Origin of the sequence: Actinoallomurus acaciae (assembly GCF_042429965.1) — a bacterium.
GTDB classification, from domain to species: Bacteria; Actinomycetota; Actinomycetes; order Streptosporangiales; family Streptosporangiaceae; genus Actinoallomurus; species Actinoallomurus acaciae.
Window position 1 is genome coordinate 1 of the sequence record NZ_JBHLZP010000015.1, and the last position, 26,652, is coordinate 26,652.

Genomic DNA, 26,652 nt, shown 5'->3' on the forward strand with positions numbered 1-26,652 from the left:
CCGCGACGCCCTGGCCGCCGCGGCGCGCGCCTTCCGCGCCTTCGTCCTGGAGCACCCCGGCCGGTACGCCGCGACGATCGGCGTCGAACCGTCCGGCCCGGACGATCCGCTGGCCGGCGAGGGGCGGCGGCTGCTCGGCGCGTTCACGGCGGTCCTGCGCGGCTACGACATCGCGGAGTCCGACGCGGACCACGCCCTGCGCACGCTCCGCAGCCTCTGCCACGGCTTCGCCACGTTGCAGGCGGCCAACGGCTTCCAGTGGAGCGCCGACGTCGACGAGAGCTTCGAGTGGCTGATCGCCTTCGCCGACCAGGGCCTGCGCGCCCACTGTCGTTGAGGAGGGCCGCCGTGGGGGAGCCGTCATGCCGGCCCTCTGGCCGTGCGCAGGAAGTCCAGGACGATGGCGGCGGTCTCGTCGGGGCGCTCGAAGTGCGGCAGGTGTCCCGCGTCGGCGAGCAGGCGAAGGTCGGCGTGGGAGAAGACGGCGCGCAGCACCTGCTCCGGCGGCATGGGGGTGATGGGGTCCTCGCGTCCCCACACGACCTGGACGGGGATGCCGCGGGTGTCCAGGAACCGGTACAGGAATTCGGCGCCGTGGAACGGGACGTTGCCGAGGGCGGAGAGCAGGCTGCGCTTGAAGCCCTGGTAGCGCAGTTCCGGCAGCAGGCGCGCCCGGACGCGGGCCACCACTTGCGGGTCGCGCGAGTAGCCGGGCAGGCGTGACCGTAGCGCCCGGTCTCCGGTCAGCCGGAAGAACGGCAGACCGATCCCCGGCAGCATGGACAGGCGCAGCCCGAGGTTGAGCGGGGTCCCGAACCCGTCGGGAGAGACCAGGCACACACCGGCGACCCGCTCGGGGTGGTGCACGGCGAACTCGGCCGCGACCGGGCCGCCGAACGCCAGTGCGACGAGTGTCACCGGACGGTCGACGCCGAGTGCCTCCAGCAGGTCGATCATCTGTTCCTCGAACAGCCGCTGGTCGTGGTCGATGTCGGGGCGGTCGCTGAAGCCGATGCCGTACCGGTCGAAACGGATGGTCCGGTACCCGGCCCGGGCCAGCCGTTCGAACAGCCCGTCCCACACCCACAGTGACAGGGTCGCTCCGGGAACGAACAGGATCGGCTCTCCCGATTCGGGTCCGTCCACCATGACGTGCGTGGTGCCGTGGCGGAGCCGGACGAAGGACCCGGGCGCGTCCTGCCTGGCGCGGGCGTCCATCGGGATCGTCTCGCCGCGACCGCGGTTCAGCAGGACCGGCAGGGCGATCGCCGCACCGGCGAGCGCGAGTCCGGAACGCAGGCTCATCGGATGTCACTCCTTCGCGGGGTACGGTAATGACCGTTGGTCAGTTGAATGACCGGTGGTCAGTCTGTCGGGGTGACCGGCGGTCGGTCAAGGTGAGGGAAGGCAATCTCATGAGCAGGGGTCTGGGCGGCACACGCAAGCGCGTGGTCAAGTCGGCCGGGGAACGCCGCGCCGAACTGCTGGACGCGGCCCTGGACGTGTTCGCCGAACGCGGTGTGACCGACGCCACCGTCAGCGACATCACCACGCGGGCGCAGGTCGCCAAGGGCACCTTCTACCTGTACTTCTCCGCCAAGGAACAGGTCGTGGCCGCGCTGTGGGAGCGGTACGTGGCCGGCTACCTCGACTTGGCCGAGGACGTCCTGAAAGACCGGACACCACCGCACGTCCAGGTGCTCACCGAACTGCTGGAGCGGCTGATCGAGCATGCCGTGGAACACGCCGACCTGCACCGCATCGTCTACGGGTCCGCCGACGCCAAGGCGCTCGCCCTCTGCGCGGAGACCAACCAGCGGGTGATCGGCGTGCTCGCCGAGGCGATCGAGCGCGGCATGACCGCCGGAGTGCTGCGGCCGGGCGCCCCGGAGGTCTTCGCCCGAATCCTCTACCACGGGGCGCATGCCGCCCTGCACGACCTGATCTCCGGCACCGCGTCCTACGGTCGGGACGACGTCGTGGCGACCGTTCGCGCCATCGTCCACCAGACCCTCGGCCCCGGCCGATGACCGAGGCTCTGGGCGCGTGCCGATCACCAGGTCCGGCAACGGCTCCGCCCTCGACCCCGAGCCGGATATGCCGCGTATCCACGAAGCGGTCGTCGATCGGTCGCCACCGGCCGTGAGCCTCCACGGCCGTCACCGCCCAGGCTCGGCGGCGGACCGGGAAACCGGCGTCAGCCCATCCACGCGCGGAGCTTGTCGGGGTTGCGGATCACCCAGACGTGCTTGATCCGGTCGTCTTCGACCTCGAAGGCGTACACCGCCACGGTGACGCCCGCTCGCTGGGCCGTCAGGCCGGGCCGGCCGTTGACCGTGCGCTCCAGAATGGTCACCTCGTCGGCCGTCCGGCCGGCGAGCTCGACGATGTACTGCGCGATCCGCTCGCCGCCTTCGATCGGGTGCGGCGTGGTGCGGACCTGGCCGCCGCCGTCCGCGGTGAAGGTGGCGCCGGGGTCGAGGAGGCCGATGAGGGTGTCGATGTCCCTGGCCTCCCATGCCTGTTTGAAGTTCCTGACCAGGTCGGCCTGGTGGGCCGCCGGGGCCGCGGGCGGCCGGGACGTACGGACGCGGCGGCGGGCCACGGAGGCCAGCTCGCGGCAGGCCGCCGGAGTGCGGCCGGTGATCTCGGCGATCTCGGCGAAGGAGTAGCCGAAGACGTCGTGCAGGATGAGCGCGACGCGTTGGGCCGGGGTCATCGACTCGAGTGCGACGAGGAAGGCCATGCTGACCGACTCGTCCAGGGTGACCCGGTCCGCCGGGTCGGCCGGGTCGGCGGTGGCGGTGCCCGGGCGTACGCTCATCCACTCGGTCCGGCCGGGCAGCGGCTCCGGGACCCATTCGCCCACGTACTGCTCGCGTCGGGCCCGTGCCGAGCCGAGCACGTCCAGGCAGATGCGGCTGGCGACCTTCGTCAGCCAGGCGCCGGGGGACGCGATGGCCTCCTGCCGCTGCCGGGACATGGCGTACCAGCGGGCGTAGGTCTCCTGGACCGCGTCCTCGGCCTCGGCCAGGGAGCCGAGCAGCCGGTAGGCGAGATTGATCAGTTGACGCCGCTCGCCGATGATCGCGCTCAGGCCCGCGTCGGACCGGTCGTGTCCTGGTCCCGAGTGGCTGGTCATGGTTCTGGAGACTCCCTGGGTCGGATCCGCCCTCACCGGTCCGACGAAATGACGCCCCGAATCGTCAGGTCGCCGCCGGTACGGCGGCCGCGGGCCTGACATCCCGAGGTGCTGTGCCGTCGTACTCGTGGGAGCCGAGATTCCACACCGATCGAAAGGGACGGGGAGCGATGCCCACGCAACGCGAGGAAGACGAAGCCGAGATCAGGCAGCAGGTCGGCAAGATCGTCGAAGGAATCGGGGCCAAGGATCTCCAGGTCCTGGAGCGACTCTACGCAACGGACGTCGTGTCCTTCGACGTCGAGCCGCCGCTGCAGCACGTGGGGGTGGAGGCGAAGCTGAAGAACTGGGCGAGGGCGTTCGTCTTCTTCCGGGATGTGAGTTATGAGTTGCGCGACCTGACACTCACCGTGGGCGATGACGTGGCGTTCGGGCACGGTTTCGGCCGGCTCAGCGGCACGCTGGAGAACGGGACCGCGACGAGCGGGATGTGGGTCCGGGCCACCTTCTGCTTCCGGAAGCTCGACGGAGATTGGCTGGTCGTGCACGACCAGGCTTCGGTGCCGTTCGACATCGCGAGCGGCAGGGGAGTGACCGACCTCGAGCCCTGACGAGTCGCGCGGACGCCGGAACGAGCCGCACCCCGGGGAACGTGAGGCCCTCGCGTTCCCCGGGGGCGTCGCATCGTGCCCCAATACGGTCACTCCGGCGACGTCACGCCTCGGGCACCCGAATCCGTTCGATATGACGTTCGATGTGACAAGGAGAAGATCGTGGCAGCACACAGTGCGGCCCCGGCGGCCGGGGATCGGAGACGGTGGCTGGTCCTCGCCGTCATCGCCGCCGCCCAGCTCATGGTCGTCCTCGACCTGACCGTGATGAACCTCGCGCTGCCGTCGGCGCAGCGCGCGCTGAAGTTCACGGCCACCGACCGGCAGTGGGTCGTGACCGCGTACGCGCTGTCGTTCGGCGGCCTGCTGCTGTTCTGCGGGCGGCTGGCCGACCTGATCGGCCGCAGGGTGACCTTCCTGACCGGGCTGGTCGGCTTCGCGGCCGCCTCCGCCGTCGGCGGTGCCTCGGTCGACTTCTCGATGCTGGTGACCGCGCGCGCCTGCCAGGGGGTCTTCGGCGCGCTGCTGGCGCCGTCCGCCCTGTCGCTGCTGGCCACGACCTTCAAGGACCCGAAGGAACGGGCCAGGGCGTTCGGCGTCTACGGCGCGGTCGCGGCCGCCGGAGGAGGCCTGGGGCTGCTGCTCGGCGGCGCGCTGACCTCGTACCTGTCCTGGCGGTGGTGCATGTACGTCAACCTGGTCTTCGCCGCAATCGCGATCACCGGAGGCGCGCTGCTGGTGGGCCGGCAGGGGAGGACGCCGGGCGGCCGGCTGGACGTCCCGGGCGTGGCGGCGGTGTCCGGCGGGATGTTCTGCCTGGTCTACGGCTTCTCCCACGCCGCGTCGCACGGCTGGCGCACGCCCTCGACCTGGAGCCTCCTCGCGGTCGGCGTCGTGCTGCTGATCGTCTTCGCCGGCTGGCAGACGCGGGCCGCGCAGCCGCTGCTGCCGCCCCGCGTCGTGCTCGACCGCAACCGCGCCGGCGCCTACCTCACCGTCTTGATCAGCGGGGCGGGCACGTTCGGCGTCTTCCTGTTCCTCGTCTACTACATGCAGGTGACCCTGGGGTACTCGGCGGTCGCCTCGGGCCTCGCCATGCTGCCGATGGTGGCGCTCAGCGGCACCATGGCCAACGTGGGCAACGTCAAGCTGATGCCGTGGCTCGGTCCCAGGCCGATGGTCATCGCCGGCATGTCGCTCAACGCGGCCGGCATGGTCTGGCTGACGAGGATCGGCGCGCACTCGGGCTACGCGTCGGCGCTGCTCGGACCACTCATGGTGACCGGCGCCGGCATGGGCCTCATCTTCGGCATGATCGCCGCCACCGGCACCTTCGGCGTGGCACCGCAGGATGCCGGGGTGGCCTCGGCGAGCATCAACACGGGGCAGCAGCTCGGCGGCTCGATCGGCACCGCACTGCTCAACACCATCGCGGCCGGTGCCACCACCGGCTACCTGGCCGACCACCCGCACGGACGGCCGACACCGGGGCTGGTCCGGCTCGCGGCGATCCACGGCTACACCACGGTGTTCTGGTGGTGCGCCGTCATCTTCGCGGTCGGCGCCGTCATCTGCGGCGCGCTGCTGCGCCCCGGACCGCTGGGCCGGCCCGGGGACGGCCCCGCCCAGGAGCCGTCGCGGCAGGCCATGGCGGCCCGATCGTGATACGTCGCCGGACCCCGGAGAGCCCCGGCGCCGGGACCGCTGAGGCACCCGCCGGCCGTGTGCGGTCGTCGCTCACCGCCTGGCGCGACCTCAGAGGAAGGCCTTGATCACCTCGGCGAAGTCCTCCGGCGTCGTGATGGGCACTCCCAGGCCGGCCGCCTTGTCCTTCTTGGACCCGGCCTTGTCCCCGGCGACGAGCAGGGACGTCCTGGCGGACACGTTCGAGGACGCCCGGCCGCCGGCGCGCTCGATGAGCTCGTTCATCTCGTTGCGGGAGAGCGCGGCGAGCGAGCCGGTCATCGAGCCGGTGACGACGACGGTCTTGCCGGCGAGCGGGAGCTCGGCCTCGGCCGTGGCCGCCGGGTCGTCGGTGCCCGTACCGACGGCGTCGGGCTCGGTCATCGACACTCCGGCGGCGACGAGCTTGTCGATGACCGGGGCCAGGCCGCGCAGCTCGGCGACGATGAGCGCGGCGCGCTCGGGCCCGACGCCCTCGACCTGCTGCAACGCTTCGGCGTCGGCGGCGCGGATCGCCTCCATCGTGGCGAAGTGCCGGGCGATCCGGCGGGACATGCTCCGGCCGGTGCCCTGGACGCCGAGAGCGCAGAACACCTTGTTGAGCGGCTTGGCCTTGGCCGCCTCGATCGCCGCCAGCAGGTTGGCCGTGCTGACCTCGCCCATCCGCTCCAGGCCGAGCACGGCCTCGGAGGAGAGGGTGAACAGGTCGGCGAAGTCGGCGATCAGCCCTTCCCGGAGCATCGCCTCGATGCGGGTGCGCCCCAGCGTCTCGATGTCGAGGGCGTCGCGGGCGACCGCGTAACTGATCGACGCCAGGGCATGGCACAACCGGCCCTGGAGGCAGCGCCACCGCTGCTGCGAGGTGTCGATCCCGCCGCCGCAGCGCGGGCAGGTCTCCGGGATCGCGATGGGAGTCTCCGCGCCGGTGCGCAGATGCACCACGGGCGCTTCGACGCGGGGGATGACGTCACCGGCCTTGTACACCGTGACGTGGTCGCCGAGCAGCAGCCCGCGGCGGGCGATGTCGGCGGCGTTGTGCAGCGTCGCGTAGGTGACCGTGGTGCCGTCGATCTCGACGGGTTCGAGCACCGCCCGGGGCGCGATCACGCCGGTGCGCCCCACGTTCCACTCGACCTCGACCAGGCGAGTGATCTTTTCGGCGGCGGGGAGCTTGTAGGCGATCGCCCAGCGCGGCGCGCGGGAGCTGAACCCGGCCTCGACCTGGTCGGCGGCTGCGTCGGCCTTGATGACGATCCCGTCGATGCCCAGCCCCAGCCCGGCCCGCAGGCCGGCGATCTCCTCCACCCGCCGTTGCACCCCCTCCAGCGTGGCTGCGGTGCTCATGCCGGCCCCGGCTCCGGCCGCGGTGGTGGTCTGCACGCCCAGCTCGGCGACATAGGCCATCACCTCGCTGTGCGCGGATTCGTCCAGACGCCGGGCGAGCCGGCCGTCACGCTCCAGACCGAGCGCGCCGTAGCCGAAGAACGTCAACTCGACCTTGTACGGGCGGTCCTTGGCCCGCAGAGTGCCGGCCGCGCCGCTGCGGGGGTTGGAGAACGGCGTCCCCTCGTGCTGGACGCGGACGAGGTTCGCGGCCTCGAACTGGGCGGCGGTCATCATCACCTCGCCGCGCACCTCGACGCTCACCGGCTCGGTGAGCCGGTCGGGAAGGCCGACGACGGACCCGATCGCGTGCGAGACGTCCTCGCCGGCGATGCCGTCACCGCGGGTGATGAGCCGGGCCAGCCGCCCGTTCCGATAGCGGGCGGCGACCGCCAGGCCGTCGAGTTTCGGCTCCACGCTCCAGGCCTGCACCGGCCGGCCGAGGCGCCGTTCCAGCCCGGCGGCCCAGGCGGTGAGCTCCGCGGCGGAGAAGACGTTGTCGAGGCTCAGCATCGGGACCGTGTGCGGGACGTCGCCGGTGACCGCTCCGCCGGCGACCTTCCCGGTCGGTGAGTCCGGCGCCACCTGGTCCGGGTGCGCGTCCTCGTACGCCGCGATCCGCCGCACCAGCCGGTCGTAGGCGTCATCGTCCAGCGCTGTGGAGCCATCGTCGTAGTAGGCCGCCGCGGCGGCGACCGCCTCGGCGACCGCCTGCCGGTATGCGGCCTCATCGCCCAGCGCGGGGAGTTCCAGAGCCTCGGTCATGCCGTCATCCGCCGTACGGCACTGACACTCCCGGCGCCCGCGAGCCCCCTTCGCAGGCCCCCCACGGAGCAGGAGACCCGCAGGTCGGCGGCGTACGCGCCGGGTCGAACGATGTTCGGCGGTCAGGTCACCGTGCGGCTCGCGTGGGTGTCGTCCGGGCCATGGAGGCGAGGAGGCGGAGTTTCTCATCGCTCTCACCACCCTGATCGGCGTAGTAGAGGACCAGGAGCAGGCCGTCCACGGGGAGCTTGTCCCGGTGCAGGCGCAGCTCACCGACGACGGGATGGTTCACGGTGGTGGTGCCGCCGTCGAGGCCGCGGACATCGTGGCGCGCCCAGAGAGCCCGGAACCGCTCGCTCGACAGGGCGAGCTCGCCCACCAGTTCCACGAAGCGCGGATCGTCGGTGTCGTCGCCGATGGACTTCCTGAAGGCGGCGATGAATCCTTCCGCGGAGCGCGTCCAGTCCTGCTGGAACGCCTGCTCCTCCGGATCGAGGAGCAGCGACCGCAGACGGTTGTACCCGGGCTGGAGGCGCGGAGAGAGCGCGACCGCGAGCCGGTTGGAGGCGAGCACGTCGAACGCGCGCCCTTCCACGAACGCGGGAACCTGCACGCTCGCCAGGAGCTGATGCAACCGTGCGGGCACGCGTTCAGGCTTCCGGCGCCGCCGCGGCCTCGGGCGCGAGGAGACCAGGCCGAGGAGGTATTCCTGTTCGAGCTCGTCAAGGCGCAGCACCCGCGCGAGCGACTCGAGGACCTGCGGTGAGGGGTTCTTGTCGCGGCCGCGCTCCAGCCGCAGGTAGTAGTCGGCGCTGATGCCCGCGAGCAGGGCGACCTCTTCGCGGCGAAGCCCGGGAACGCGGCGGTTCGCACCCGCCGGAAGCCCGGCCTGCTCCGGTGTGACCAGCGCCCGCCGGGCACGCAGATAACCGCCCAGCAGGTTGGCGCGGTCGCCGTCGCTCATGTTCAGGATCGTAGTTCAGGGTGCTCTCCGCCAAGGGGGCCCTGACAGGACCCCGGAAGACGGGGGTACTGCCTCCGGCCGGAGCACGGATCGACGCTGAAGGCGTCGCCGCGCTCGTGGACCGGACGTGAGCCGAGCCCCGGCCGGTGACCCGGACCGTCATCGGCCGCGCCCACCGGCTTGTCGCCGTCGGCGCCCTGAACAGGAGAGACCAATGGACATCACCGACCGCACCGTCTTCATCGCCGGCGCCACCTCGGGAATCGGCCTCGAGCTCGCCCGCCGCCTCGCCGCGGCCGGCAGCACCGTCATCGTCGGCGGCCGGCGAACCGACCTGCTCGGCCGGCGCGCGGCCGAGGGGTTCGCCACCGTACCCATCGACGTGACCGACCAGGACGGCATCGACCGTGCCCGCGACACGATCCTGCACGGCCATCCGGACCTCGACACCATCGTGACGATGTCCGGGGTCATGATCCCCGAGGACCTGCGCGATCCCGCACACTTCGATGCCGCGGAGAAGACGATCGACACCAACCTCCTCGGCACCATCCGCCTCATCGACGCGTTCACCCCGCACCTGATCGGACGCGGCGCCGGCACCATCATCACGGTCACCTCGGGCATCGGGTTCCTGCCGTTCCCGGTCATGCCGACCTACGCCGCCTCCAAGGCCGGCGTGCACGCCTACTCCGAGGCGTTGCGCGCGCAACTGGACGGCACCGGCGTCGAGGTCTGCGAACTCGTCCCCCCGGCCGTCGCCACCACACCGGAGGTCGCGCGGAGCAACCCCCGCGCGCTCGACCTGGCCGAGTTCGCCACCGAGGTGATGGACCTGCTCCGGACCGACCCGACTCCGCACGAGATCCTCGTCAAGGGCGTGCTGATGCACCGGTGGGCCGAGCGCGACGGCACGTACGCCGAACTGGTCGCCCAGCGGTCACAGGCCCTCGCGATGCTCCCGGGCCGTCGGTAGGCACGATTCCGGTTTCCGGCCCGTCCGGGTCGTCCGGCCGGGGCGCCGGTCCCGCCCACGCGGGCCGCGTGTACGAGGCGTCGGAACCCCTGCGTCGCGGGCGGCGCCTTGAGCCATGGCGGCGATGGCCGCCGTCCGGGTCCACCGCTGAGGCCTCGGCGGTGACGCCGAGGTCGCGCCGGTACGGCCGGGGACTCACGCCGCGGCCTGGCCGGCCGAGGCCGCCTGGGCGCCGATCGCGCGCATCAGCATGGGGAAGGACCGGTGCAGGTCCCGCTGCCAGTACTGCCAGGCGTGGTGGCCGGGTCCGTAGAAGTCGGTGGTGACGGGCACGTGCGCCCGCCGCAGCGCGTGGACGAAGTTGCGGGATTCGGCGTGGACCTCGGCCTCGGTGCCGTCGGTGGTCTGCGAGGACCCGTCGTACGGGCCGCCGGGCAGTCCGTTGCCGGAGGCGACGAACAGCCTGATCCCGTGCAGGAGGTCGGCGTGATCCGTGGGGTCGTTCGCCTTCCAGACGGCGCGCTGGGCGACGGGGTCGCCCCAGAGAGCGTCCGGGTAGAGGTGGGCGAGCACGCCGCCGGGATCGCTGAGCGGGTCCAGGACACCGCTGTAGGAGGCGGCGGCGCGGAACAGGCCCGTCTCGGCGTACTTCATCGCTCCGTACCCGCCCATGGACAGGCCGGCGACCGCCCGTCTCGGGCCGGCCCGGAATCCGCGTTCCAGGATCTGGCGCAGCTCGGTGAGATGGAACGTCTCCCAGCGGGGCGAGCCGCCGCTGCCGCCGTTCCACCAGTCGGAGTAGAAGCCGTCGGTGCCGGCCTCGGGCATGACCACGAGTACGTCCGTCCCGGCGGTCAACCGCTCCACGTCCGTGGAGCGCGTCCAGCTGACGTAGCTGTCGCAGCATCCGTGCAGGAGGTAGAGGACCGGCCAGCGCCGATGCGGATGAGCGTTCGCGTCGGGGGGCAGGAGGAGCCGCACCTGCTCGTCGGCCTCCATCGCCGGCGAATCGATGGTCAGGTCGAGCGTGCGCGCGTCGATCCATTGCCGCGCCACGACATGCGCCCCATCGTCGGCGACGGCGGTCCGCGCCGGCGCCGCCTGAGCCGCGGCGCCGGCACTGGCCGGTGTCGCCACCGCGGCCAGGCATGCCAGCACCGCGGCCAGCGCCAGTCCGGCCAGCCGTGGGACCGCGCGCCCTTCGCGGCCCTGCGTTCCGGCTTCCCGACGATCCGCGCTCATCCGAGGCCTCCTCGTGGTCCCTGCGCTGACGCATGCCCGGCACACCGTTCCCGCCGCCTCGCGCCGGCCGGTGCCGCCGTGATCGTCTGCCGCGTCGCATCGCGGGTGAAGGCTTTGACCACATCCAGCCACGCCCGGTCAGCTGCCGGGATCGCGGGAAGCGTCAGGTCGCGCGCCGGGGGGCTACCCGGCCAGGCCGATCGCCCTCATGTCCTGTTCGTCGGCGTGTTCGGCGGCGCGATCCGGGAATCCTGCCGATCACGATCGGGACGGGCGTAACCCGCGCCGCGTTCCGGCTCTTCGGCGACATGGGAAGCGGGACCTTCGCGCGACAGCCGGTCCACGTCGGCATCGGGACCACCCTCGCCCGGTGCCTCATCGCCGCGTACGCCTTCGTCGCCTACCATCGCAAAATCGCCCAGGTATCGGTCTTCTCAGGCCGATCGGTCAGCGATTCGCCCGCGAAGGAGGCCGGATGACGGCAGATCCGCCCAGCTCACCCGCGTTGCGTGCGTCCGACGCGGACCGTGACCGGGTCATCGAACTGTTGCGTGCCGCCGTCGCCGACGGCCGGCTGGACCCGGTCGAGTTCGACGAGCGGCTGGACGCGGCGCTGGCCGCCCGCACCATCGACGCGCTGGCCCCGCTCACCGCCGATCTGATCGCGGCGTCAGGCGGCGGTGCGCTCAAGCCGCCGCTCGCCGACGTGCTCACCATCAAGGAGAAGCACGGCACGGTGCGCCGCGACGGCCGGTGGACGCTGCCGCACCGGCTGGCGCTGCGCACCGCGTGGTGCGACGTGGTGCTGGACTTGACCAGCGCGGTGCGCAGCGGGCCGGAGCTGGTCATCGAGTTGCGGGTACGCGGCGGCAACGTGGAACTGGTCCTCGCGCCGGGCATGGTGGTGGACGCCAACGAGTTGTCGGCGCGGCACAGCCGGCTGGCGATCAGCCGGGACGCGGGCGAGGACACGCCGGAGACGCTGCACGTCCGCCTGACAGGCCGGATACGGCACGGCCGGATCGACGCCCGGTGGCAGGCGCCGCGCCGGTGACGCGGTATCCGGGCCTGACATCTCGCACGCCGTGGCACGGCCTGTCGAGGTGCACGATCGCGGCTGGACCAGGTGCGGCGCGAGGAACCACGGCCGTCAGATCGGGATGTTCTCGGTGGCGGAGCCGGGGAGGTTCTCCAGGTCGTTCGAGGGCGGCGCGGCGATCGAGACCGGGGTGTCGAAGGTGGAGTAGTTCACGGTCGCGTTGACCCGGTGCTTCGCCCCGCGTCTGCTGACGATGTTGATCTTGCGGACCAGCCGGTGGTCATCGATCCAGACCTCGAAGTACGGGGTGGTGCCGAACGGTCCGTAGACCGCCTGTGCCTCGGTGCGTTCGGGGGCGTCCAGCCTGGCCAGCGCGTCGCTGAGGACGAACGTGCCCTGGTAGCGGGTGGTGGGCGTGCCGCCCGTCGTCTCCCGGCCGACCAGGTGCACGTCCCGGGAGGCGGTGAACATCCTGGCGTGCAGCAGCGGGTCGGGCTGGTGGATCTGGGCCAGCAGGGCCGTGACGTGGGTGTCGGCCGGCTTCAGCCCGCCGAGCGGGATGCCGATCCAGGATTTGTGGATGACCTCGAGCAGTACCTGGTTCTTGATGTACAGCCTGTCCCCGAGGAGGATCTGGGTCGAGTCCGAGATGGCGTTCCCGTCCTTGTCGAAGAAGGGGACGTCGTACTTCAGGGCCTGGTCCTTCGACCGGCTCGTCATCTCGCCGAACAGATGTTTCCTGGTGCTGCCCACGACGGTGGAGACCGAGACCGACGCCTGGTAGCTCTGGACGGAGCGGAGCCGACTCGCCGCCTGGCCCATCGCCTCGGCGGCCGTCACGGGCGAATCCCCGGCGCGGCCGGGCCTGTTCCCGTTCGCCGAGCATCCCATCAGCGATACGACCAGCGCGAGCCCGGCGGCACCGGCCACGCATCGACCGGCCATCGTCATCACGGCGGGTTCCTCCGATTCCCGGCCACGACGTCGTGGCCACTGTCAGGACGCGCCGCGGCGCCGATCCGGTTACCTGTGCCACCAGTCGGTGGATCTGTGCCGCACCCGCCGCAGAGTTCCCGGGCCCGGTACGCAGGCCGGTAGCCGTGGACGCCTAATTGCAACCTTGATGTAGCTGCGACATCTTTGCAATAGTGGACGCATGGCTACCTACTCACTGCCGGATCTGCCCTACGACTACGCCGCCTTGGAGCCCGCGATCACCGGGGAGATCCTGGAGCTGCATCACGCCAAGCACCACGCCGCGTACGTCAAGGGCGCCAACGACACCCTGGAGCGGTTGGAGGAGGCGCGGGAGTCCGAGCAGTTCGGGGGTCTGGTCGGACTGGAGAAGACGTTCGCGTTCAACCTGTCCGGGCACGTGCTGCACACGATCTTCTGGGACAACCTGTCACCGGACGGCGGCGACCGGCCGGACGGTGAGCTGGCCGCGGCGATCGATGAGCACTTCGGGTCCTTCGACGCCTTCGCCAAGCAGTTGTCCAGCGCGACCTCCACGGTGCAGGGGTCGGGCTGGGGCGTGCTGGCCTGGGAGCCGCTGAGCCGCCGGCTGGTGGTCGAGCAGATCTATGACCACCACGGCAACGTCGGGATGAACACGACGCCGCTGCTGGTCTTCGACGCGTGGGAGCACGCGTACTACCTGCAGTACCGCAACGTGCGTCCCGACTACGTGCAGAAACTGTGGTCGCTGGTCAACTGGGACGACGTCAACGCGCGTTTCGAGGCGGCGCGGGCGAAATAAGCCGCGGCGCCCGCCGAGCCGGTGAGCGTGCTGCGAACATCGTCTCCGCCGGCCCGGTGGGCGCCGCTCACATCGCGGGAGGCGCGATGCCGATCGAGATCGATCTCCATCATGGTCCAACCGCCCTGAACGCGACACATTCCCTCATCGGGCTGTATCGGATGACGTCGGCAACGTGCTGTCCTCCATCGAGGAGTTCTCTCTTTCGCATGAGGTCCTCGACGCGCGGGCGATGGCGGGCGCGTCCGCACACCCGACCGGGACCACCGCGTACGGCAGGTGGTCCTGGCGGCGGGTCCGTGGACCGGGCGGTTCGTGCCGGACCTCGCCGGGCGGATCACGCCCCGGCGGGTGGTATCGCCTGGTACGTGGTATCGCCTGGTACAGGGCCGAGAACCCCGGCCGCGTACGCTCCGGCGCGGTTCCCCGTCTCGATCCGCGGCAGCCAGGGCATCCACATCTCCGTGTTTCCCAGCCGCGACGGCGGGACCGACCTGCCCATCACTCATGTCGCCTTCCGGCGAAGCCGGTCAGTGCGGCAGGCGGGACCGGGCGTGGATGAGGTTGACCGACAGGAGCAGGTCGCGGTCGGCGAGGATCTCGGTGGGGGTGCCTTCGGCGACGATGCGGTGCTCTTCGGAGAAGACCACGCAGCGGTCGGCGATCTGGGGGAGTACGTCCAGGTCGTGGGTGGCGTGGACGATGGTCTTGCCGGCGGCGCCGAGCTGTTCGATGAGGTCGGTCAGCCAGTACTGCGAGCGTGGGTCGAGTGCGGCGGTGGGCTCGTCGAACAGCAGGACCTCGGGGTTGGTCGCCAGCACGCCGGCGATGGCGACGCGCTTCTTCTGCCCGCCGGACAGCTGGAACGGCGCGCGGTCGGCGAGGTCGGCGATGCCCAGCATGGCGAGGGTCTCCTCCACGCGCACCTGCGCCTGCTCGGGCGTGTGGCCGAGTTGGAGCGGGCCGAAGGCGACCTCCTCGCGGACGGTGGGGGAGAACACCTGGGCGTCGGAGTTCTGGAACACGAACCCGACGCGGGAACGGAACGCCTCGGAGAACTGCTCGTCTTCAAGGGTGTCCTCGGTGACCGGATGGTCGAAGGCGGTGAACTCCCCGGAGGTGGGGAAGATCAGGCCGTCGAGGAGCTTGAGCAGTGTGGACTTGCCGCATCCGTTCGCGCCGAGCAGCGCGACCCGCTCACCGGCCCGTACGCTCAGCGAGATCTCATCCAGTGCCGGGAACCGGTCGAGGTAGGAGTAGGACACCTCGTGGCAGGCGAGCTGGATCTCCCGTTCGGCGGCCGGGGCCGGCGCGGTGCCGGTGGCGGGTTCAGTGGCCAAGGAAGTGGTCTCCGGTCAGGACGGCCGCGGCGAGTGCGAGGCAGCAGACCGCGGCCAGGACGTCGAAGCGGGTGAGGGCGAAGCGTTCGAGGGTCTTGGCGTCACCGCGGTAGCCGCGGGCGGTCATCGCCTGGTGCACCTCTTCGGACAGCTGGTGGGCCTTGCCGAACAGGGCTCCGCCGGTCGCGCCCACGAACGCGCGTGCGCCCCGGTCGTGGGCGGTCGCACCGATCGTACGGGCCTTACGGGCCTCGTACATGTCGGTGACCGCGCCCAGCAGCAGGAAGATGTACCGGTAGGCCATTCCGATGATCAAGATGAAGATGCGCGGGACGCCGACGGCGCGCAGCGCGGCCAGCAGCCGCACCCAGGGCGTGGTGAGGGTGAGCAGCACCACCAGGGAGATGGAGACCGCGACACGGCTGACGACCAGCCCGGCCGAGGTGAGGCCCTGGCCGGTGAACCCCTCGGCGTGGCCGTGCCAGTGCCACAGGGTCAGCACGACGTGCCCATGCGTGACGACCGAGAGCGTGGCGGGCAGGACGACGATGCCGGTGAAGATCGGCACGAACAGCCAGACGCGTTTGACGAAGAAGCCGATCGGCAGCCTCGACGCCGCCGCGAGGGCGAGCGTGACCGCGTACATCGCCAGCAGCGTCGGGATGTTGCGCGCCAGCCCGCCGGCGACCAGCAGCACGATCAGCGAGACGAACTTCACCCGCGGGTCCAGACGTTGCAGCAGACCGCCCTGGGCGGAGACGTCGTCGCTGAACATCACCTGCCGCAGCAGCCCGGCCCCGCCGCTCAGGGTCTTCTCGACGTAGCTGCCCTTCTTGCGCTTGCCGACGCACCCGCACGGGCACATCGCCAGCTCGCCCTGCAGCAGCCATTCGGGAACGCGCAGGGACTCCTCGGCGGCCTGGGTCATGACTGCTGCGCCGGCTCCTGGTGGGAGGCGCGCCGGCCGGTGAACCACCGGACGGCGGCGCCGATGAGGAAGATGACCGCGCCGATCACCGCGATGCCGACGATGGCGGAGATGACGTAGCCGACGGTCGGGTGGGAGTCGGAGCTGAAGTCATAGCCGTTGAAAATCGCGTGGTGCCAGAAGCCGTTGTACTTGTTCAGTCCGCTGGGCACCGCGTTCAGGTGGTACTTGTGCAGGTCCAGGTCTTCGGGCGCGTCCTCGCCGAACGCGCCGCCGGGGGCGAGCAGCCCGAGCGGGGTGAGCACCACCATGACCGCCACGGCGCCGAGCGCGATGGTGATGGGGCGGACGCGGCGCGGAGTCCTCCCGGCGGCCTCGCCGGGCACCGGCACGTTCGGGTGGTTGACGCGCAGCAGCCCGATGTTGGCGCGCTGCAGGTACGTCACGACGCCCGCGGTCAGGATCGCCTCGGCGGCACCGGCGACCGTCAGGTGGGCCAGCGCCATCGCCGGGATGGTCTGGGACAGGTGATACGGCGCGTACAGCGGGACGCCCGCGGAGTTGTGGAACAGCGTCGGTTGCAGCCCGAGCTCGATCGCCGCGGCGAGTGCGGCGAGGTTGATGCCGACGTAGCCGCCGATGGCCGCCGCGACCGGCCGGCGGGGGCTGGTCAGCTCCGCGCCGCCGGACAGCAGCCGGTAGATGAGAAGGCCCGCGAACGGCGCGATGACCGCCATGTTCACGCAGTTGAACCCGTACGCCAGGACTCCGCCGTCACCGAACAACAGGGCCTGGAAGGCCAGCGCCACACTGACCGCCAGCACCGCCGCCCATGGTCCCAGCAATATCGCGATGATCGTCGCGCCGACGGCGTGCGCGGTCGTGCCGTCCGGGATCGGCACGTTGAACATCATCACCAGGAAGCTGACCGCCGACAGCACCGCGAGGGTGGGCACATGCCGGTTCTTCACCACCCGTTGCACCCGGCGGACCGCGATGGTCCACACCGGGATCGCCGCGACGAAGCCCACCGCGCACGTCTGGGGGCTGAGGTACCCGTCGGGGATGTGCATGGCGTCTGCTCCCTGCCACTCGTGTCGCATCATGATCGCAGTTGCGACCTTCTGGCAATAAGGTAGATCACCGCGGCTGCCGGAGCTAGAGGGGGGATCGGGTGCACCGGCCGCAGGTGCCCTGCAGCACCATGCCGTCGATGTGAAAGCCCGGCGGTGCGTCCCCCGGCGGCTCCAGGCGGGCGGTGTCGGCCGTCTCTCCGCACGAGCGGCACACCGCGTGCGCGTGCGGCCGATGGGTCAGCCCGAACACCGCCGCCTGCGGCGTGTTCACCGCGTGCGCGAGACCCAGCTCGACCAGCGTCGTCATGGTGCGGTGCACCGTGGCCAGGTCGACGCGCTCGCCGGCGCCGGCCAGCAGCGTGAAGACGCGCTCCGCGCTCAGGTGGCGATCGCTCCCCGCCAGGACCTTGACGATCACCCGTCGGGTACGGGTGATCCGCAATCCGGCCGAGCGCATGAGCTCGACCGCCTCGGTGGCGCGCTGCTCCGTCTCCATTTGATGACTCCATCGGCATCCGTGGTGACCGGACCCCAAGGTATTGCGGAATGTTCGCAACTGCGTTGATATTGCGATAGTGCCACGTCCTCCGGGAGGGTCAATGCCCGAAGCCGACCGACACGAATGGGCCATCGCCTCGCCCCGGCCGCCCTGGGAGCGCCTGCTGGGCGGTGACCATCGCTTCGCGGTCGTCGCCGGCACGTGACCGCCGACGAGAGCCGCCACCTGATCACGTTGATGGGATCGGGTGAGACCAGCCCGACGATGGTCCGCGTGCATCGGTGCGTGGTCGCCCTCGCCCGTCCGAGCGCGGCGGTGCTGCTGGAGAGCCCGTACGGGTTCCAGGAGAACGCCGCCGACATCTCCACCCGGGCCCAGGGGTACTTCGCGCGCAGCGTCGACCTGCGGGTGGGCGTGCCTCCCGGTCTGCGCACGGCGCAGGACCCCGCCGCCGACCGGGGTGTGGCGGCGCTGCGGTCGGCGGACTGGGTGTTCGCCGGGCCGGGCAGCCCCTCGTACGCCCTCGGGCTCTGGAGAGGCGGACCCGTCGGCGCGGCGCTGGCCGACCACGCGCGGACGGGGCGGGCCGTGCTCGTGTTCGCCTCGGCGGCCGCCTGCACCCTGGGGCTGCTGTCACTGCCGGTCTATGAGGTCTACAAGGCCGGGTATCCGCCGCACTGGCTGGCGGGGCTGGACGTGCTCGGCCGCCACGGCTTGAAGGTCGCCGTCATCCCGCACTACGACAACACCGAGGGCGGCACCCACGACACCCGGTACTGCTATCTCGGCGAACGCCGCCTCCGCCTGATCGAGAGGGAGTTGCCCGACGACGCCGCGGTGCTCGGCGTCGACGAGCGCACCGCGGTGGTCATCGACGCCGACAACGACCGGGTCGAGGTCCACGGCCGGGGAGGCCTGACCGTACGGCGCCGGGGAGGTGACATCGTCGTTCCCACGGCCGAGACGATCGCGCTGTCCGAACTGCGGTCGCTCGTACGCGGCACGGGGCGGCGACCGGCGCGCAGGCAGGCCGACGTGCCGGAGCGGCCGGCGCCCCGGGCGGCCACCCTGCGTGATGCGGTGTTGGACGGCGAAGAACGCTTCAAGGCGGCCGAGCGCGGAGGTGAGGCGGGCACGATGGTCCAGGTCGTCCTCGACATCGAGACCGCCGTCGCGGCCTGGGCGGCCGACACCGAAGAGGACGAGGGCGCCGACTGGGCCCGGAACGTCGTGCGGAGCCTCATCGTCCGCCTCGGCCAGGCCGCCGCCCGCGGCTTCCGCGATCCGCACCGGCTTCTCGAGCCCGCGATCCAGCCACTGGTCGACGTACGGAATGAACTACGCGGCACCGGTCTGTACGGCCTGGCCGACCGCATCCGTGAAGCGCTGACCGCGGCCGGCATAGAGCTCCGCGACACGCCGTACGGCAGTGACTGGCGTATCCGCACCCCGCGGCCGCCGGGGACGCCGCCCGCGGCCGATGGCTCTCCGGCGGACGCGTCATCCTGATCAACTGCATCTGACATGCTACTGCGATGAGTTCGCAGCAAGCGTCCGGTGCGGTCCTGCCCGGCACGGCCGCCTCCACGGTCGTGGTGGAGGTCCTGGTCTTTCGTGTCCTGCTCCCGGACGGCCTGGCCTACCGTCGGCTCTCCCGGGAACTCCACGCCGGCCGGCGCCCCGACGACGTCGCCCGCGGACTGCTCGGCCTGTCCGAACACGCCACGGCGCACCTTCTGCACTCCACCAGCTGGCGGCACGAGCCGGCGGACCGCGTCATCCTCACCTACGCCTGCTGTCCCGATCCCCGGCCCGAGCTTCCCGCCGTACCCCTGCGGACACCCGCACCGGCACGGTCGGCCGCTCCCGCCGCCCCGTCCCCGGAAGAGCTGACGACCGGCCACGTCGCCGCCCACGCGGCCCGCCACTTCGCCTTCCTCCAGCACACCGATCCGATCGCGCATCGGGTGATCGCGTCGGTGCCCGGGCTCGGCGACGCACTCGCGCGCTGGAGTCCGGCGACCGCAGGACAGCTGCCAGCGGCCGCGCGCCCCGCCGGTCGCCGGCCGTAGGCCTCCCGCCCGCCAAGCCGATCACCACGGCAGGCCTGGCGACGCCGCGTCACGTGAGTTTGGCGGCCACGGCGTCGAGGACCCAGTCCAGGCCGGTCGCGAAGGACTCCTCGGCGTCCACCTCCGCGCCGTCGTGCACCGCCTTGGCCAGCGCCGGGAAGCGGCCCGTGGCCAGCATCCTCCTCACGTGCGGGCCGGAGGCGCGCTGCCAGTCGCGCTTGGACAGGCCCGTGGCGCGCTCGGCCCGCAGGTTCGCGATCTCGCGCCTGATCGCGCCGGTGGAGTAGGCGCTGACGGTCTCCACGGCGCGCATGACGGTGTCGAGGTCGGCGAGGCCGTCGAGAGCGGCCAGCGTGGCCTCGGTCACGGCGAGAGCGTTCGGGCCCAGGGTCGGACGGCCACCGAGCAGGTCGGCCAGCCATTCGTGACGGCGGGTGGCCTGCCTGGTGCGGTGGGCGCGGACGCGCAGCGCCTCCCGCCAGTCGCCGGGCTCCTCCTCGGGGAGGATCTCGGCGTGGACCTCGTCCACCATGAGGTCGAACAGCTCCTCCTTGGTGGAGATGTATCCGTACAGCCGCATCGGGCCGACGTCCAGCCGGGCGGCGACCTTGCGCAACGACACCGCCTCCAGCCCGCCCTCGTCGGCCAGCGCGACGGCGGCGGCGACGATCCGCTCCCGGTCGAGCGGCACGGGGCGAGTCGGCGGCTCCGGCCGGTCCCAGACAGTCATGGATACATCGTACTGTTGCAATACGCTGTCTCATCAAAATACGTTGTATCGCCATGAGACATCGTATCGCCGTGATCGGGGGCGGCCCCGCCGGCCTCACCTTCGCCCGTGTCCTGCACCGCCATGATCACGCCGTCACCGTCCTCGAACGCGATCCCGCCCCCGACGCACGGCCCCCGGGCGGCACGCTGGACCTGCACGAAGGAATGGGCCAGCTCGCGCTGGACAAGGCGGGGCTGCTGGCGGAGTTCCGGGCGCTGTCCCGTCCCGAGGGGCAGGCCATGCGCATCCTGGACACCGACGGCACCGTCCTCCGCGACTGGCAGCCCCGTCCGGGCGACCGGGCCAATCCCGAGATCGACCGCGGGCAACTCCGTGACCTGCTGCTCGGCCCCCTCGACGTTCGGTGGGGACGGGGCGTGACGGAGGTGGTGCCGAGGACCCGGGACGGCGTGCTGGTCCATTTCGCGGACGGGCGGCAGGAGACGTTCGACCTCGTGATCGGCGCGGACGGTGCCTGGTCCCGGGTCCGCCCGGCCATCTCGTCCGCGACGCCGCACTACACCGGCGTCACCTTCGTCGAGACCTCCCTGGACGACATCGACACCCGCCACCCCGGCCTCGCCCGGCTGATCGGCGACGGTTCCATGGCCGTGTACGGCGTGAACCGCGCGCTCGTCGCCCAGCGCAACAGCGGTGGCCACGTCAAGGTGTACGCCCAGTTCCGCGCGCCGCTGGACTGGCACACGAACCTGGACCGGCATCTGGGCCTCAACGGGCGGGCGGGCCTGGACCTGGCCGACGCCGAGGCCGTGCGATCAAGCCTGCTGGCCCTGTTCGACGGCTGGGCCGCTCCCGTCCTCGACCTCCTTCGCCACGGCACCGCCTTCGTCCACCGGCCCCTCCACGTCCTGCCCGTGTCCCACGCCTGGGCCCACGTTCCCGGGGTGACGCTACTGGGCGACGCCGCCCACCTGATGCCCCCGTTGGGCGTGGGCGCGAACCTCGCGATGCTGGAAGGCGCCGAACTCGCCGAGTCCATCGCCGCCGCCCCCGGCCCTGAGGATCTGGACGAGGTCGTCCGCGCCTTCGAGGAACAGATGCAGGCACGGGCCGGCAGGTGGGCGAAGATGACGACGGCCGGTCTGGAACGCCTCGTGAGCCCGGACCCCGCCGAAGCCCTCGCCCTCTTCGACGACGTCCAGCCGTCCTGACCGCCGACCGTGGATCGCGACGTCCTTCGCGGTCTGAAGGCGCCGAAGGTCTGCTCTCTAACGGACCTTTTGCACGCGTGCGCTGTCGGTGTCGAGGAGGGTGCCGTCGGCGCCGGTCGGCGCGATCTCCGGCACGGGGATGCCGTGCCGGTCGACAAGGGTGGAGTGGGGCTCGCCGGGGGAGAAGGCGTGGCGTTCCCCCCACTGCCGCAGGGTGACGATCACGGGGAAGAGGTCTCGGCCGGCGTCGGTGAGCACGTATTCCCGGCGGCGGCCCGACGGCGCGGTGCGCTGGGCGAGGAGCCCGCGGGCGGTGAGCTTGCGGAGGCGCTCGGTGAGGATGTTGCGGGCGATGCCGGTGCGCCGCTGGAACTCGGTGAACGATCGCGCCCCGTCCATCGCGTCGCGGATGACCAGAAGGCTCCACCTGTCGCCGACCAGATCGACCGTGCGGGCGACCGGGCAGTCCGGATCCGTCCAGTCGAGCTCGGGCCGGTCGGAGTTCGGGACTCGCGTGGTGGTGCGCGACATGACACCTCCTCGGTAGTTGCAGATTAAAACTATCACGCCGCGGGCAAAGAGTTGCAATCTGCTACTGATTCGTGCATGCTGGCGAGCAGGGACAGGACTCCGTTCACAGCCAGTGAAGCCGGAGAGGGGGCGAAGTCCGATGATGAACCACGTTCCCGGGACGCGCCGTCCGCGGACCCGGGCGGCCGACACCGTGCGTGCGTGTGGGCATCGGCCGCCGTGTCCGCCCGCGGATGCCGCCGATCATGACGCGGCGCGTCTGGTGGCCTACCACCCCGAGCAGGGGTGGGGCCGGTTGTGCAACGGCGTGATCGTCTTCGACGACACGGGCGAACTGCTGCCCGATGGATCCAGCGTTCCGATCCACGACGACATGTTCGAACCAGCGGTCGTATCGGCCGCCCCGGTTCGGCGCTCGGCGGCACAGGGCCTCCCCGCCGGGCGTTGATCGCGGATGGGTCTTCGTCTCACCGGCCCCCCGAACGTGAGGCACATCCCCCTAGAGACCCATCCGCCCCCCGCTCGGCGCCGGGGTCGGCACCTCGGCCCCTGTGCCGACCCCGGCGCCGGGCCACAGCGAACCCGCGGACGGCGTACGGCCGTACGCCGCGCGACGGGTTCAGGTCGAACTCGTGGACACCTTGCGTACGAACGCGTCGGCGGCACTGATCGGCCGGCCTTTGGCGTTCGTGACCTGGAGCGTGACGGGAAGCTCGTGCTCGGTGTCCAGAAGCGCAGAGTGGGGCTCATCCTCCTCGAACAGGTGCGTCTCTCCCCACTTTCTGAGGGCCACGATGACGCCGAACAGCTCGCGGCCTTTCGCGGTCAGGACGTACTCGTGGTACGCGGACCCGTCGGCCGCCGGGACGACGTCCAGGATGCCCTGGGCCACGAGCGTACGGAGGCGGGCCGCCAGGATGTTCTTGGCCAGCCCCAGGTTCCGCTGCAGCTCACTGAATCGACGGATCCCGTCGAAGGCGTCACGGACGATGAGCAGGGACCAGCGGTCCCCGATCACGTCCACGGTCCTGGCGACCGGGCACTCCGCCCGTTGGTGGCTCACGCCCCGTGCTGCCATCACTACCCCTGTCCGACCGGCTGAGAACGACTCACCAAAGTGGTTGCAAGTTTAAACCGTCTGCCCTAGGGTCATCGCAATCCGGTTTCAAAAAGCAACTGGATTCTGGGTAGCGAGGCGGAGGAGAGTTCATGGCGGAACAGCAGGACACCAGCGTCAGCCCGGTTCGGGTTGCGGTAGCGCAGTTCGAGCCACGCGTGGGCGTCGAGAACCTGAAGGCCAACGCGCTGGCGGTGGAGACGCGGCTGCGGGCCGCCGCGGACTCCGGTGCCGGCCTCATCGTCCTCCCCGAACTGGCCACCACCGGCTATGTCTTCGAGACCCGGGAGGAGGCCTTCGCGCACGCCGAGGCGGTCCCGGACGGTCCCACCGTGCAGTCGTTCGTCCGATTGGCCGCCGAGCGCGACGTGTACATCGTGGGATGCGTGGTCGAGCAGGACGGTCAGAGGCTGTTCGACACCGCGGTCCTCGTCGGACCCGAGGGGTACATCGGCCGCTACCGCAAGACCCATCTCTGGAACACCGAGAAGCTGTGGTTCACGCCGGGCGATGAGGGGTTCTCGGTGTTCGACACCCGCATCGGGCGGATCGGGTTGCTGGTGTGCTGGGACATCTGGTTCCCCGAGACGGCTCGGATCGTGGCCCAGATGGGTGCGGACATCATCTGTATCCCCACCGGCTGGGTCTGGACGCCGCCACCGCTGTACGACGCGAGCGGCGTGTGCATGGCCGCCTACCTGACGATGACGGCGGCGCACGCGAACAACGTGTTCATCGCCACCGCGGACAGGATCGGCCAGGAGCGCGGCGCGGGATTCATGGGGAACTCCCTCATCGCGGGGACGAACGGATGGCCCATCGGCCGTATCGCCGGTCCGGAGGAGGACACCATCCTCTACGCCGACGTCGATCTCACCGCGGCACGGACGGCCCCGATCTGGAACCAGCTCAACGACCTGCACCGCGATCGTCGTACCGACTTGTACGACCAGATGCTCGGCTACCGCGGCGGCTCGCCCCTGCCCCGCTGACGTCATGGTGGCCCCCCGCGACAACGGGAGCGTTCCCGTACTGCGCATCGCCACGCGTCTCGCCACGGCGGCCGGCTGCGTCGCTCTCGTGGCGTTCGCAGCCTTGACGGTTGCCGCAAGTGTCCACCCAGTCGCAGGTCAGGCATGGTACGGCGCCTATACCGACGCACGGGGCCTGGCCTCCTGGCTGATCGCCTCAATGACCGAGCCGCAGTTCTACGCGGTGGCCACGGCCAGCCTGGGCCTGCTCCTGGGCGGTCTGTTCGGTCATCTGGCACAGCGAGGCGCGCGACGATGGGCGGGCTTCGTCCAGGCCTGCGGCACCGGAATCTGGCCCGCGGTGGTGGGCAGTGCGCTTGCGAGCCTGGTCCTGGGCGTCCTGGCCTGGGGGTGGACGCTACAGCCGCGAGTGTGGCAGCCCCTCTTCGTGCCACTCGTCGCCACGGCGCCCGCCATGGTCGTTCTTTACGGACCCCGGCTTCGGGTCTGCGTGACCGCCGCCGTCTCGGGAGCCCTGCTGACGCCTCCCGCGTCGATCCTCGTGGTCGACTACGTCTGCGGGCCCAGCCACCTTCCCCCGGTCGTCGGCGCCACGACAGGCATGTGGCTCGGGGCTTTCGCGGCGTTCGGGACATGCCGGTACCTGCCGTGGATGCCGGTGCCCGGCGCCTGGCGGGCCGCTCGCGAGGTCGAGAACCTCACACGAAACGACGCGCCGGCGATGTCGCTCCTGTGGGTTCTCCGCCGGGCGCTGGCCGATTTCAGCGAGGCGCAGTTCTTCGGCAACGAATGGGCGAGCGGGGCGATGCTCGCCGGCGCGGTCATCGCCTACCTGATCAGCCCCTCGGCGCTCGCCTACGGAAGCGGTCTGTTCCTGGCCGTGCTCGCGAGCCAGGCCGTCACGGCGCTCGTCGGCGTCCTGATCTGGCGGCGCAGGTGGCAGCTGCTGGGCTTCTACCCGACCTTCGTCCCCGTGGTGTCGGTCGCGCCGGCAACCGTGCTGGCCTTCGGCGGCACCCCCCAATCCGTCATCGCCGGAGCTCTCATCGGCGCACTCGTCGGTCCCCCTCTCGCGGCCGCGATCTCGCGCCGTCTGCCGGCGGACTTCCACCCGTTCGTCGGGAACGTGGCCTCGATGAGCATCTCCACCGCATTGATCGTGCCTCTGCTCAACCTCGTACCGGGAATCGCCTCATGACTCAGCCCCTTGGCCTTGGCCCCCAGCCCACGATCACCGACCTCGGACGCGCCTTGCGCCGCCGGGAGGTCTCGGCCGCCCAACTGGCCGCGGACGCGTTGCGGAGAATCAACGATCGCGACGCGACCGTGAACGCGTTCGCCCTGGTGGACGAGGCCGGGGCGTACGAGGCGGCACGTCGAGCAGATCGGGAACTGGCCACCGGCGTCGACCGAGGCCCGCTCCACGGCATACCCGTTGCCGTCAAGGACCTCATCGACATGGCGGGCCTGCCCACCACGTGCGGCTCGGCGACATCGTTCGGGGCCGTGGCCACGCGCGACGCCGAAGTCATCACACGGCTGCGCGACCAAGGCGCGGTCATCGTCGGAAAGACCACCCTGCACGAGTTCGCGTACGGCGCGACCGGCGACCGCTCGCTGCACGGCCCCTCACGAAACCCCCACGATCCCGGCCGAATCTCGGGCGGCAGCAGCGGAGGGAGCGCGGTGGCCGTGGCCTCGGGAATGGTCCCCCTGTCGCTGGGAACCGACACCGCCGGCTCGGTCCGGGTACCGGCCGCCCTGTGCGGAGTCGTCGGATTCAAGCCCACGTACGACGCCGTCCCGAGTACGGGTGTGTACCCGCTGGCACCCACACTCGATCATGTCGGCGTGTTCGCCGACTCGGTCGAAGACGCCCTTATCGGCTACCAGGCTCTCACCGACCGGCCCTTGAGCCGGCCGTCCCACGACTCGCGGTCGATCACGGTCGGCTGGATCAAGAGCGGCGACATCGCGACGTGCGACCCGCGTATCGAGGAAATGGCCCGCGACCTTCTGGCCCGCGTCGGCTTCGCACCGGAAACGGTGCGCGGATTCCCGGGATGGGACCGCCGCCAGACCCTGTTCGACCTGTTCACCACCCTCCAGAGCAGAGAAGCATATGAGGTGCATCGGCATCACCTGAACGAAGATCGAGACCTGATCGACGCCGAAGTCCTCGCGCGACTCGAGAACGGCGGGAAGGTCTCGGCATCGGACTACGAACAGGCCGAAAAGGCGCGTGGGGAACTGCGTACGATCGTGCGGGAATTGCTGCGGGCCCATGACCTGCTTGCTCTTCCCACGGTCCCGTTCGTGGCGCCCCCTCTCGACACGCGCAGCGTGCACGTCGACGGCACCGAACTCGAGGTGCGCTCGGCCCTGCTCTCCCTGACCAGCCCGTGGAATCTGACCGGCATACCGGCGATCAGCGTCCCGGCGGGCCGGTGCGACGGACTGCCGGCCGCCGTACAACTCGTCACCGCCCCGGGCAACGAGCACCTCCTGTTCGGCGCCGCACAGGCACTGGAGGCGGCCGTACGGCGTGAGTCCTCGAAAGATCTGTCGCGACAGCGGCGCTAGCGAAAG

Annotated in this window: 28 protein-coding genes; 14 read left to right on the top strand and 14 right to left on the bottom strand. The window is 71.0% G+C overall.

What is annotated here, in order from left to right:
• The coding region (locus tag ACFFNX_RS03925) for a TetR-like C-terminal domain-containing protein (RefSeq protein ID WP_378195204.1) at positions 1 to 337 on the top strand (337 nt) is incomplete at its 5' end.
• 23 nt (positions 338 to 360) lie between these two features.
• Here ACFFNX_RS03925 and ACFFNX_RS03930 read toward each other — a convergent pair.
• Positions 361 to 1,305 carry an alpha/beta fold hydrolase gene (locus ACFFNX_RS03930; RefSeq protein ID WP_378195207.1) on the bottom strand — a complete coding sequence of 315 codons (945 nt, stop codon included), beginning with the start codon at positions 1,303 to 1,305 and terminating at the stop codon, positions 361 to 363.
• Positions 1,306 to 1,415: 110 nt separating this feature from the next.
• On the opposite strand from ACFFNX_RS03930, the gene ACFFNX_RS03935 reads away from it, so the two are divergent.
• Positions 1,416 to 2,030, top strand: a complete 615-nt coding sequence (locus ACFFNX_RS03935; RefSeq protein ID WP_378195209.1) for a TetR/AcrR family transcriptional regulator — start codon at positions 1,416 to 1,418, stop codon at positions 2,028 to 2,030.
• 167 nt (positions 2,031 to 2,197) lie between these two features.
• On the opposite strand, the gene sigJ is transcribed toward ACFFNX_RS03935, so the two are convergent.
• Complete coding sequence (sigJ, locus tag ACFFNX_RS03940) at positions 2,198 to 3,142, bottom strand: RNA polymerase sigma factor SigJ (protein ID WP_378195212.1); 945 nt, start codon at positions 3,140 to 3,142, stop codon at positions 2,198 to 2,200.
• A 170-nt stretch (positions 3,143 to 3,312) separates the two neighbouring features.
• On the opposite strand from sigJ, the gene ACFFNX_RS03945 reads away from it, so the two are divergent.
• Both ACFFNX_RS03945 and ACFFNX_RS03950 read left to right on the top strand, forming a co-directional pair.
• A complete protein-coding gene (locus ACFFNX_RS03945) occupies positions 3,313 to 3,753 on the top strand; it encodes a YybH family protein (RefSeq protein WP_378195215.1) in 441 nt (146 codons plus the stop codon).
• Positions 3,754 to 3,915: 162 nt separating this feature from the next.
• Complete coding sequence (locus tag ACFFNX_RS03950; protein ID WP_378195219.1) at positions 3,916 to 5,418, top strand: MFS transporter; 1,503 nt, start codon at positions 3,916 to 3,918, stop codon at positions 5,416 to 5,418.
• 90 nt (positions 5,419 to 5,508) lie between these two features.
• On the opposite strand, the gene ligA is transcribed toward ACFFNX_RS03950, so the two are convergent.
• Both ligA and ACFFNX_RS03960 read right to left on the bottom strand, forming a co-directional pair.
• Positions 5,509 to 7,584: an NAD-dependent DNA ligase LigA gene (gene ligA / locus ACFFNX_RS03955; RefSeq protein ID WP_378195222.1), complete on the bottom strand. Its 2,076-nt coding sequence runs from the start codon at positions 7,582 to 7,584 to the stop codon at positions 5,509 to 5,511.
• Positions 7,585 to 7,711: 127 nt separating this feature from the next.
• Positions 7,712 to 8,548 carry a helix-turn-helix domain-containing protein gene (locus ACFFNX_RS03960; RefSeq protein ID WP_378195225.1) on the bottom strand — a complete coding sequence of 279 codons (837 nt, stop codon included), beginning with the start codon at positions 8,546 to 8,548 and terminating at the stop codon, positions 7,712 to 7,714.
• Positions 8,549 to 8,762: 214 nt separating this feature from the next.
• Between ACFFNX_RS03960 and ACFFNX_RS03965 the strand changes: the two genes are divergently transcribed.
• Positions 8,763 to 9,524 (top strand): SDR family oxidoreductase, encoded by a 762-nt coding sequence (locus ACFFNX_RS03965; RefSeq protein WP_378195228.1) that lies wholly within the window; start codon positions 8,763 to 8,765, stop codon positions 9,522 to 9,524.
• 195 nt (positions 9,525 to 9,719) lie between these two features.
• Here the strand turns inward: ACFFNX_RS03965 and ACFFNX_RS03970 are convergent, their stop codons facing one another.
• Together ACFFNX_RS03970 and ACFFNX_RS03975 are read right to left on the bottom strand one after the other, a co-directional pair.
• A complete protein-coding gene (locus tag ACFFNX_RS03970; protein ID WP_378195230.1) occupies positions 9,720 to 10,766 on the bottom strand; it encodes an alpha/beta hydrolase in 1,047 nt (348 codons plus the stop codon).
• Between the two features lie 206 nt (positions 10,767 to 10,972).
• Positions 10,973 to 11,173: a hypothetical protein gene (locus tag ACFFNX_RS03975; protein WP_378195233.1), complete on the bottom strand. Its 201-nt coding sequence runs from the start codon at positions 11,171 to 11,173 to the stop codon at positions 10,973 to 10,975.
• Between the two features lie 68 nt (positions 11,174 to 11,241).
• Between ACFFNX_RS03975 and ACFFNX_RS03980 the strand changes: the two genes are divergently transcribed.
• Positions 11,242 to 11,820, top strand: coding sequence for a DUF1707 SHOCT-like domain-containing protein (locus ACFFNX_RS03980; RefSeq protein ID WP_378195235.1), 579 nt, complete (start codon positions 11,242 to 11,244; stop codon positions 11,818 to 11,820).
• A 96-nt stretch (positions 11,821 to 11,916) separates the two neighbouring features.
• Here ACFFNX_RS03980 and ACFFNX_RS03985 read toward each other — a convergent pair whose 3' ends face one another.
• Entirely contained in the window at positions 11,917 to 12,756 is an 840-nt protein-coding gene (locus ACFFNX_RS03985; protein ID WP_378195238.1) for an SCO4651 family lipoprotein, read from the bottom strand.
• A 205-nt stretch (positions 12,757 to 12,961) separates the two neighbouring features.
• Here ACFFNX_RS03985 and ACFFNX_RS03990 point away from each other — a divergent pair, with 205 nt between their 5' ends.
• Positions 12,962 to 13,564, top strand: a complete 603-nt coding sequence (locus ACFFNX_RS03990) for a superoxide dismutase (RefSeq protein WP_378195242.1) — start codon at positions 12,962 to 12,964, stop codon at positions 13,562 to 13,564.
• Between the two features lie 530 nt (positions 13,565 to 14,094).
• On the opposite strand, the gene ACFFNX_RS03995 is transcribed toward ACFFNX_RS03990, so the two are convergent.
• The 4 genes from ACFFNX_RS03995 to ACFFNX_RS04010 form a co-directional block, all read right to left on the bottom strand.
• On the bottom strand, positions 14,095 to 14,904 hold the full coding sequence (locus ACFFNX_RS03995) for an energy-coupling factor ABC transporter ATP-binding protein (protein WP_378195245.1): 810 nt from the start codon (positions 14,902 to 14,904) through the stop codon (positions 14,095 to 14,097).
• Positions 14,894 to 15,832 (bottom strand): cobalt ECF transporter T component CbiQ, encoded by a 939-nt coding sequence (gene cbiQ, locus ACFFNX_RS04000; protein ID WP_378195248.1) that lies wholly within the window; start codon positions 15,830 to 15,832, stop codon positions 14,894 to 14,896. The genes ACFFNX_RS03995 and cbiQ overlap by 11 nt, the downstream gene beginning before the upstream one ends.
• Positions 15,829 to 16,905: a cobalt transporter CbiM gene (gene cbiM / locus ACFFNX_RS04005; protein ID WP_378195251.1), complete on the bottom strand. Its 1,077-nt coding sequence runs from the start codon at positions 16,903 to 16,905 to the stop codon at positions 15,829 to 15,831. The genes cbiQ and cbiM overlap by 4 nt, the downstream gene beginning before the upstream one ends.
• Before the next feature lie 85 nt (positions 16,906 to 16,990).
• Positions 16,991 to 17,404, bottom strand: coding sequence for a Fur family transcriptional regulator (locus tag ACFFNX_RS04010; protein WP_378195254.1), 414 nt, complete (start codon positions 17,402 to 17,404; stop codon positions 16,991 to 16,993).
• Positions 17,405 to 17,608: 204 nt separating this feature from the next.
• On the opposite strand from ACFFNX_RS04010, the gene ACFFNX_RS04015 reads away from it, so the two are divergent.
• On the top strand, positions 17,609 to 18,916 hold the full coding sequence (locus ACFFNX_RS04015) for a hypothetical protein (protein WP_378195257.1): 1,308 nt from the start codon (positions 17,609 to 17,611) through the stop codon (positions 18,914 to 18,916).
• A 26-nt stretch (positions 18,917 to 18,942) separates the two neighbouring features.
• Entirely contained in the window at positions 18,943 to 19,479 is a 537-nt protein-coding gene (locus tag ACFFNX_RS04020; RefSeq protein ID WP_378195259.1) for a hypothetical protein, read from the top strand.
• A gap of 49 nt (positions 19,480 to 19,528) precedes the next feature.
• Here the strand turns inward: ACFFNX_RS04020 and ACFFNX_RS04025 are convergent, their stop codons facing one another.
• Positions 19,529 to 20,209, bottom strand: a complete 681-nt coding sequence (locus tag ACFFNX_RS04025) for a TetR/AcrR family transcriptional regulator (protein ID WP_378195262.1) — start codon at positions 20,207 to 20,209, stop codon at positions 19,529 to 19,531.
• A gap of 53 nt (positions 20,210 to 20,262) precedes the next feature.
• Between ACFFNX_RS04025 and ACFFNX_RS04030 the strand changes: the two genes are divergently transcribed.
• Positions 20,263 to 21,423 (top strand): FAD-dependent oxidoreductase, encoded by a 1,161-nt coding sequence (locus tag ACFFNX_RS04030; RefSeq protein ID WP_378195265.1) that lies wholly within the window; start codon positions 20,263 to 20,265, stop codon positions 21,421 to 21,423.
• 57 nt (positions 21,424 to 21,480) lie between these two features.
• Here the strand turns inward: ACFFNX_RS04030 and ACFFNX_RS04035 are convergent, their stop codons facing one another.
• On the bottom strand, positions 21,481 to 21,954 hold the full coding sequence (locus ACFFNX_RS04035; RefSeq protein WP_378195268.1) for a winged helix-turn-helix transcriptional regulator: 474 nt from the start codon (positions 21,952 to 21,954) through the stop codon (positions 21,481 to 21,483).
• 142 nt (positions 21,955 to 22,096) lie between these two features.
• Here ACFFNX_RS04035 and ACFFNX_RS04040 point away from each other — a divergent pair, with 142 nt between their 5' ends.
• A complete protein-coding gene (locus tag ACFFNX_RS04040; RefSeq protein WP_378195337.1) occupies positions 22,097 to 22,402 on the top strand; it encodes a DUF5999 family protein in 306 nt (101 codons plus the stop codon).
• Between the two features lie 171 nt (positions 22,403 to 22,573).
• On the opposite strand, the gene ACFFNX_RS04045 is transcribed toward ACFFNX_RS04040, so the two are convergent.
• Positions 22,574 to 23,032, bottom strand: coding sequence for a winged helix-turn-helix transcriptional regulator (locus tag ACFFNX_RS04045; RefSeq protein WP_378195271.1), 459 nt, complete (start codon positions 23,030 to 23,032; stop codon positions 22,574 to 22,576).
• Positions 23,033 to 23,163: 131 nt separating this feature from the next.
• Here ACFFNX_RS04045 and ACFFNX_RS04050 point away from each other — a divergent pair, with 131 nt between their 5' ends.
• The 3 genes from ACFFNX_RS04050 to ACFFNX_RS04060 all read left to right on the top strand — a co-directional run bounded on the left by ACFFNX_RS04050 (position 23,164) and on the right by ACFFNX_RS04060 (position 26,646).
• On the top strand, positions 23,164 to 24,063 hold the full coding sequence (locus tag ACFFNX_RS04050; RefSeq protein ID WP_378195274.1) for a nitrilase family protein: 900 nt from the start codon (positions 23,164 to 23,166) through the stop codon (positions 24,061 to 24,063).
• A gap of 199 nt (positions 24,064 to 24,262) precedes the next feature.
• Positions 24,263 to 25,261, top strand: coding sequence for a hypothetical protein (locus ACFFNX_RS04055; protein WP_378195277.1), 999 nt, complete (start codon positions 24,263 to 24,265; stop codon positions 25,259 to 25,261).
• Positions 25,258 to 26,646, top strand: coding sequence for an amidase (locus ACFFNX_RS04060; protein WP_378195280.1), 1,389 nt, complete (start codon positions 25,258 to 25,260; stop codon positions 26,644 to 26,646). The genes ACFFNX_RS04055 and ACFFNX_RS04060 overlap by 4 nt, the downstream gene beginning before the upstream one ends.
• Positions 26,647 to 26,652: the final 6 nt, after the last annotated feature.

Coding starts and splice junctions, on each gene's coding strand:
- ACFFNX_RS04045 (WP_378195271.1), bottom strand. CDS start 23,032: ATGGCAGCACGGGGCGTGAGCCACCAACGGGCGGAGTGCCCGGTCGCC.
- ACFFNX_RS04055 (WP_378195277.1), top strand. CDS start 24,263: ATGACCGAGCCGCAGTTCTACGCGGTGGCCACGGCCAGCCTGGGCCTG.
- sigJ (WP_378195212.1), bottom strand. CDS start 3,142: ATGACCAGCCACTCGGGACCAGGACACGACCGGTCCGACGCGGGCCTG.
- ACFFNX_RS04035 (WP_378195268.1), bottom strand. CDS start 21,954: ATGTCGCGCACCACCACGCGAGTCCCGAACTCCGACCGGCCCGAGCTC.
- ACFFNX_RS04010 (WP_378195254.1), bottom strand. CDS start 17,404: ATGGAGACGGAGCAGCGCGCCACCGAGGCGGTCGAGCTCATGCGCTCG.
- ACFFNX_RS03970 (WP_378195230.1), bottom strand. CDS start 10,766: ATGAGCGCGGATCGTCGGGAAGCCGGAACGCAGGGCCGCGAAGGGCGC.
- ACFFNX_RS03990 (WP_378195242.1), top strand. CDS start 12,962: ATGGCTACCTACTCACTGCCGGATCTGCCCTACGACTACGCCGCCTTG.
- ACFFNX_RS04040 (WP_378195337.1), top strand. CDS start 22,097: ATGAACCACGTTCCCGGGACGCGCCGTCCGCGGACCCGGGCGGCCGAC.
- ACFFNX_RS03975 (WP_378195233.1), bottom strand. CDS start 11,173: ATGGTAGGCGACGAAGGCGTACGCGGCGATGAGGCACCGGGCGAGGGT.
- ACFFNX_RS03980 (WP_378195235.1), top strand. CDS start 11,242: ATGACGGCAGATCCGCCCAGCTCACCCGCGTTGCGTGCGTCCGACGCG.
- ACFFNX_RS03930 (WP_378195207.1), bottom strand. CDS start 1,305: ATGAGCCTGCGTTCCGGACTCGCGCTCGCCGGTGCGGCGATCGCCCTG.
- ACFFNX_RS04030 (WP_378195265.1), top strand. CDS start 20,263: ATGAGACATCGTATCGCCGTGATCGGGGGCGGCCCCGCCGGCCTCACC.
- cbiQ (WP_378195248.1), bottom strand. CDS start 15,832: ATGACCCAGGCCGCCGAGGAGTCCCTGCGCGTTCCCGAATGGCTGCTG.
- ACFFNX_RS04020 (WP_378195259.1), top strand. CDS start 18,943: ATGAGTTCGCAGCAAGCGTCCGGTGCGGTCCTGCCCGGCACGGCCGCC.
- ACFFNX_RS04050 (WP_378195274.1), top strand. CDS start 23,164: ATGGCGGAACAGCAGGACACCAGCGTCAGCCCGGTTCGGGTTGCGGTA.
- ACFFNX_RS03945 (WP_378195215.1), top strand. CDS start 3,313: ATGCCCACGCAACGCGAGGAAGACGAAGCCGAGATCAGGCAGCAGGTC.
- ACFFNX_RS03935 (WP_378195209.1), top strand. CDS start 1,416: ATGAGCAGGGGTCTGGGCGGCACACGCAAGCGCGTGGTCAAGTCGGCC.
- ligA (WP_378195222.1), bottom strand. CDS start 7,584: ATGACCGAGGCTCTGGAACTCCCCGCGCTGGGCGATGAGGCCGCATAC.
- ACFFNX_RS04025 (WP_378195262.1), bottom strand. CDS start 20,209: ATGACTGTCTGGGACCGGCCGGAGCCGCCGACTCGCCCCGTGCCGCTC.
- ACFFNX_RS03960 (WP_378195225.1), bottom strand. CDS start 8,548: ATGAGCGACGGCGACCGCGCCAACCTGCTGGGCGGTTATCTGCGTGCC.
- ACFFNX_RS03965 (WP_378195228.1), top strand. CDS start 8,763: ATGGACATCACCGACCGCACCGTCTTCATCGCCGGCGCCACCTCGGGA.
- ACFFNX_RS03985 (WP_378195238.1), bottom strand. CDS start 12,756: ATGACGATGGCCGGTCGATGCGTGGCCGGTGCCGCCGGGCTCGCGCTG.
- ACFFNX_RS04060 (WP_378195280.1), top strand. CDS start 25,258: ATGACTCAGCCCCTTGGCCTTGGCCCCCAGCCCACGATCACCGACCTC.
- cbiM (WP_378195251.1), bottom strand. CDS start 16,905: ATGCACATCCCCGACGGGTACCTCAGCCCCCAGACGTGCGCGGTGGGC.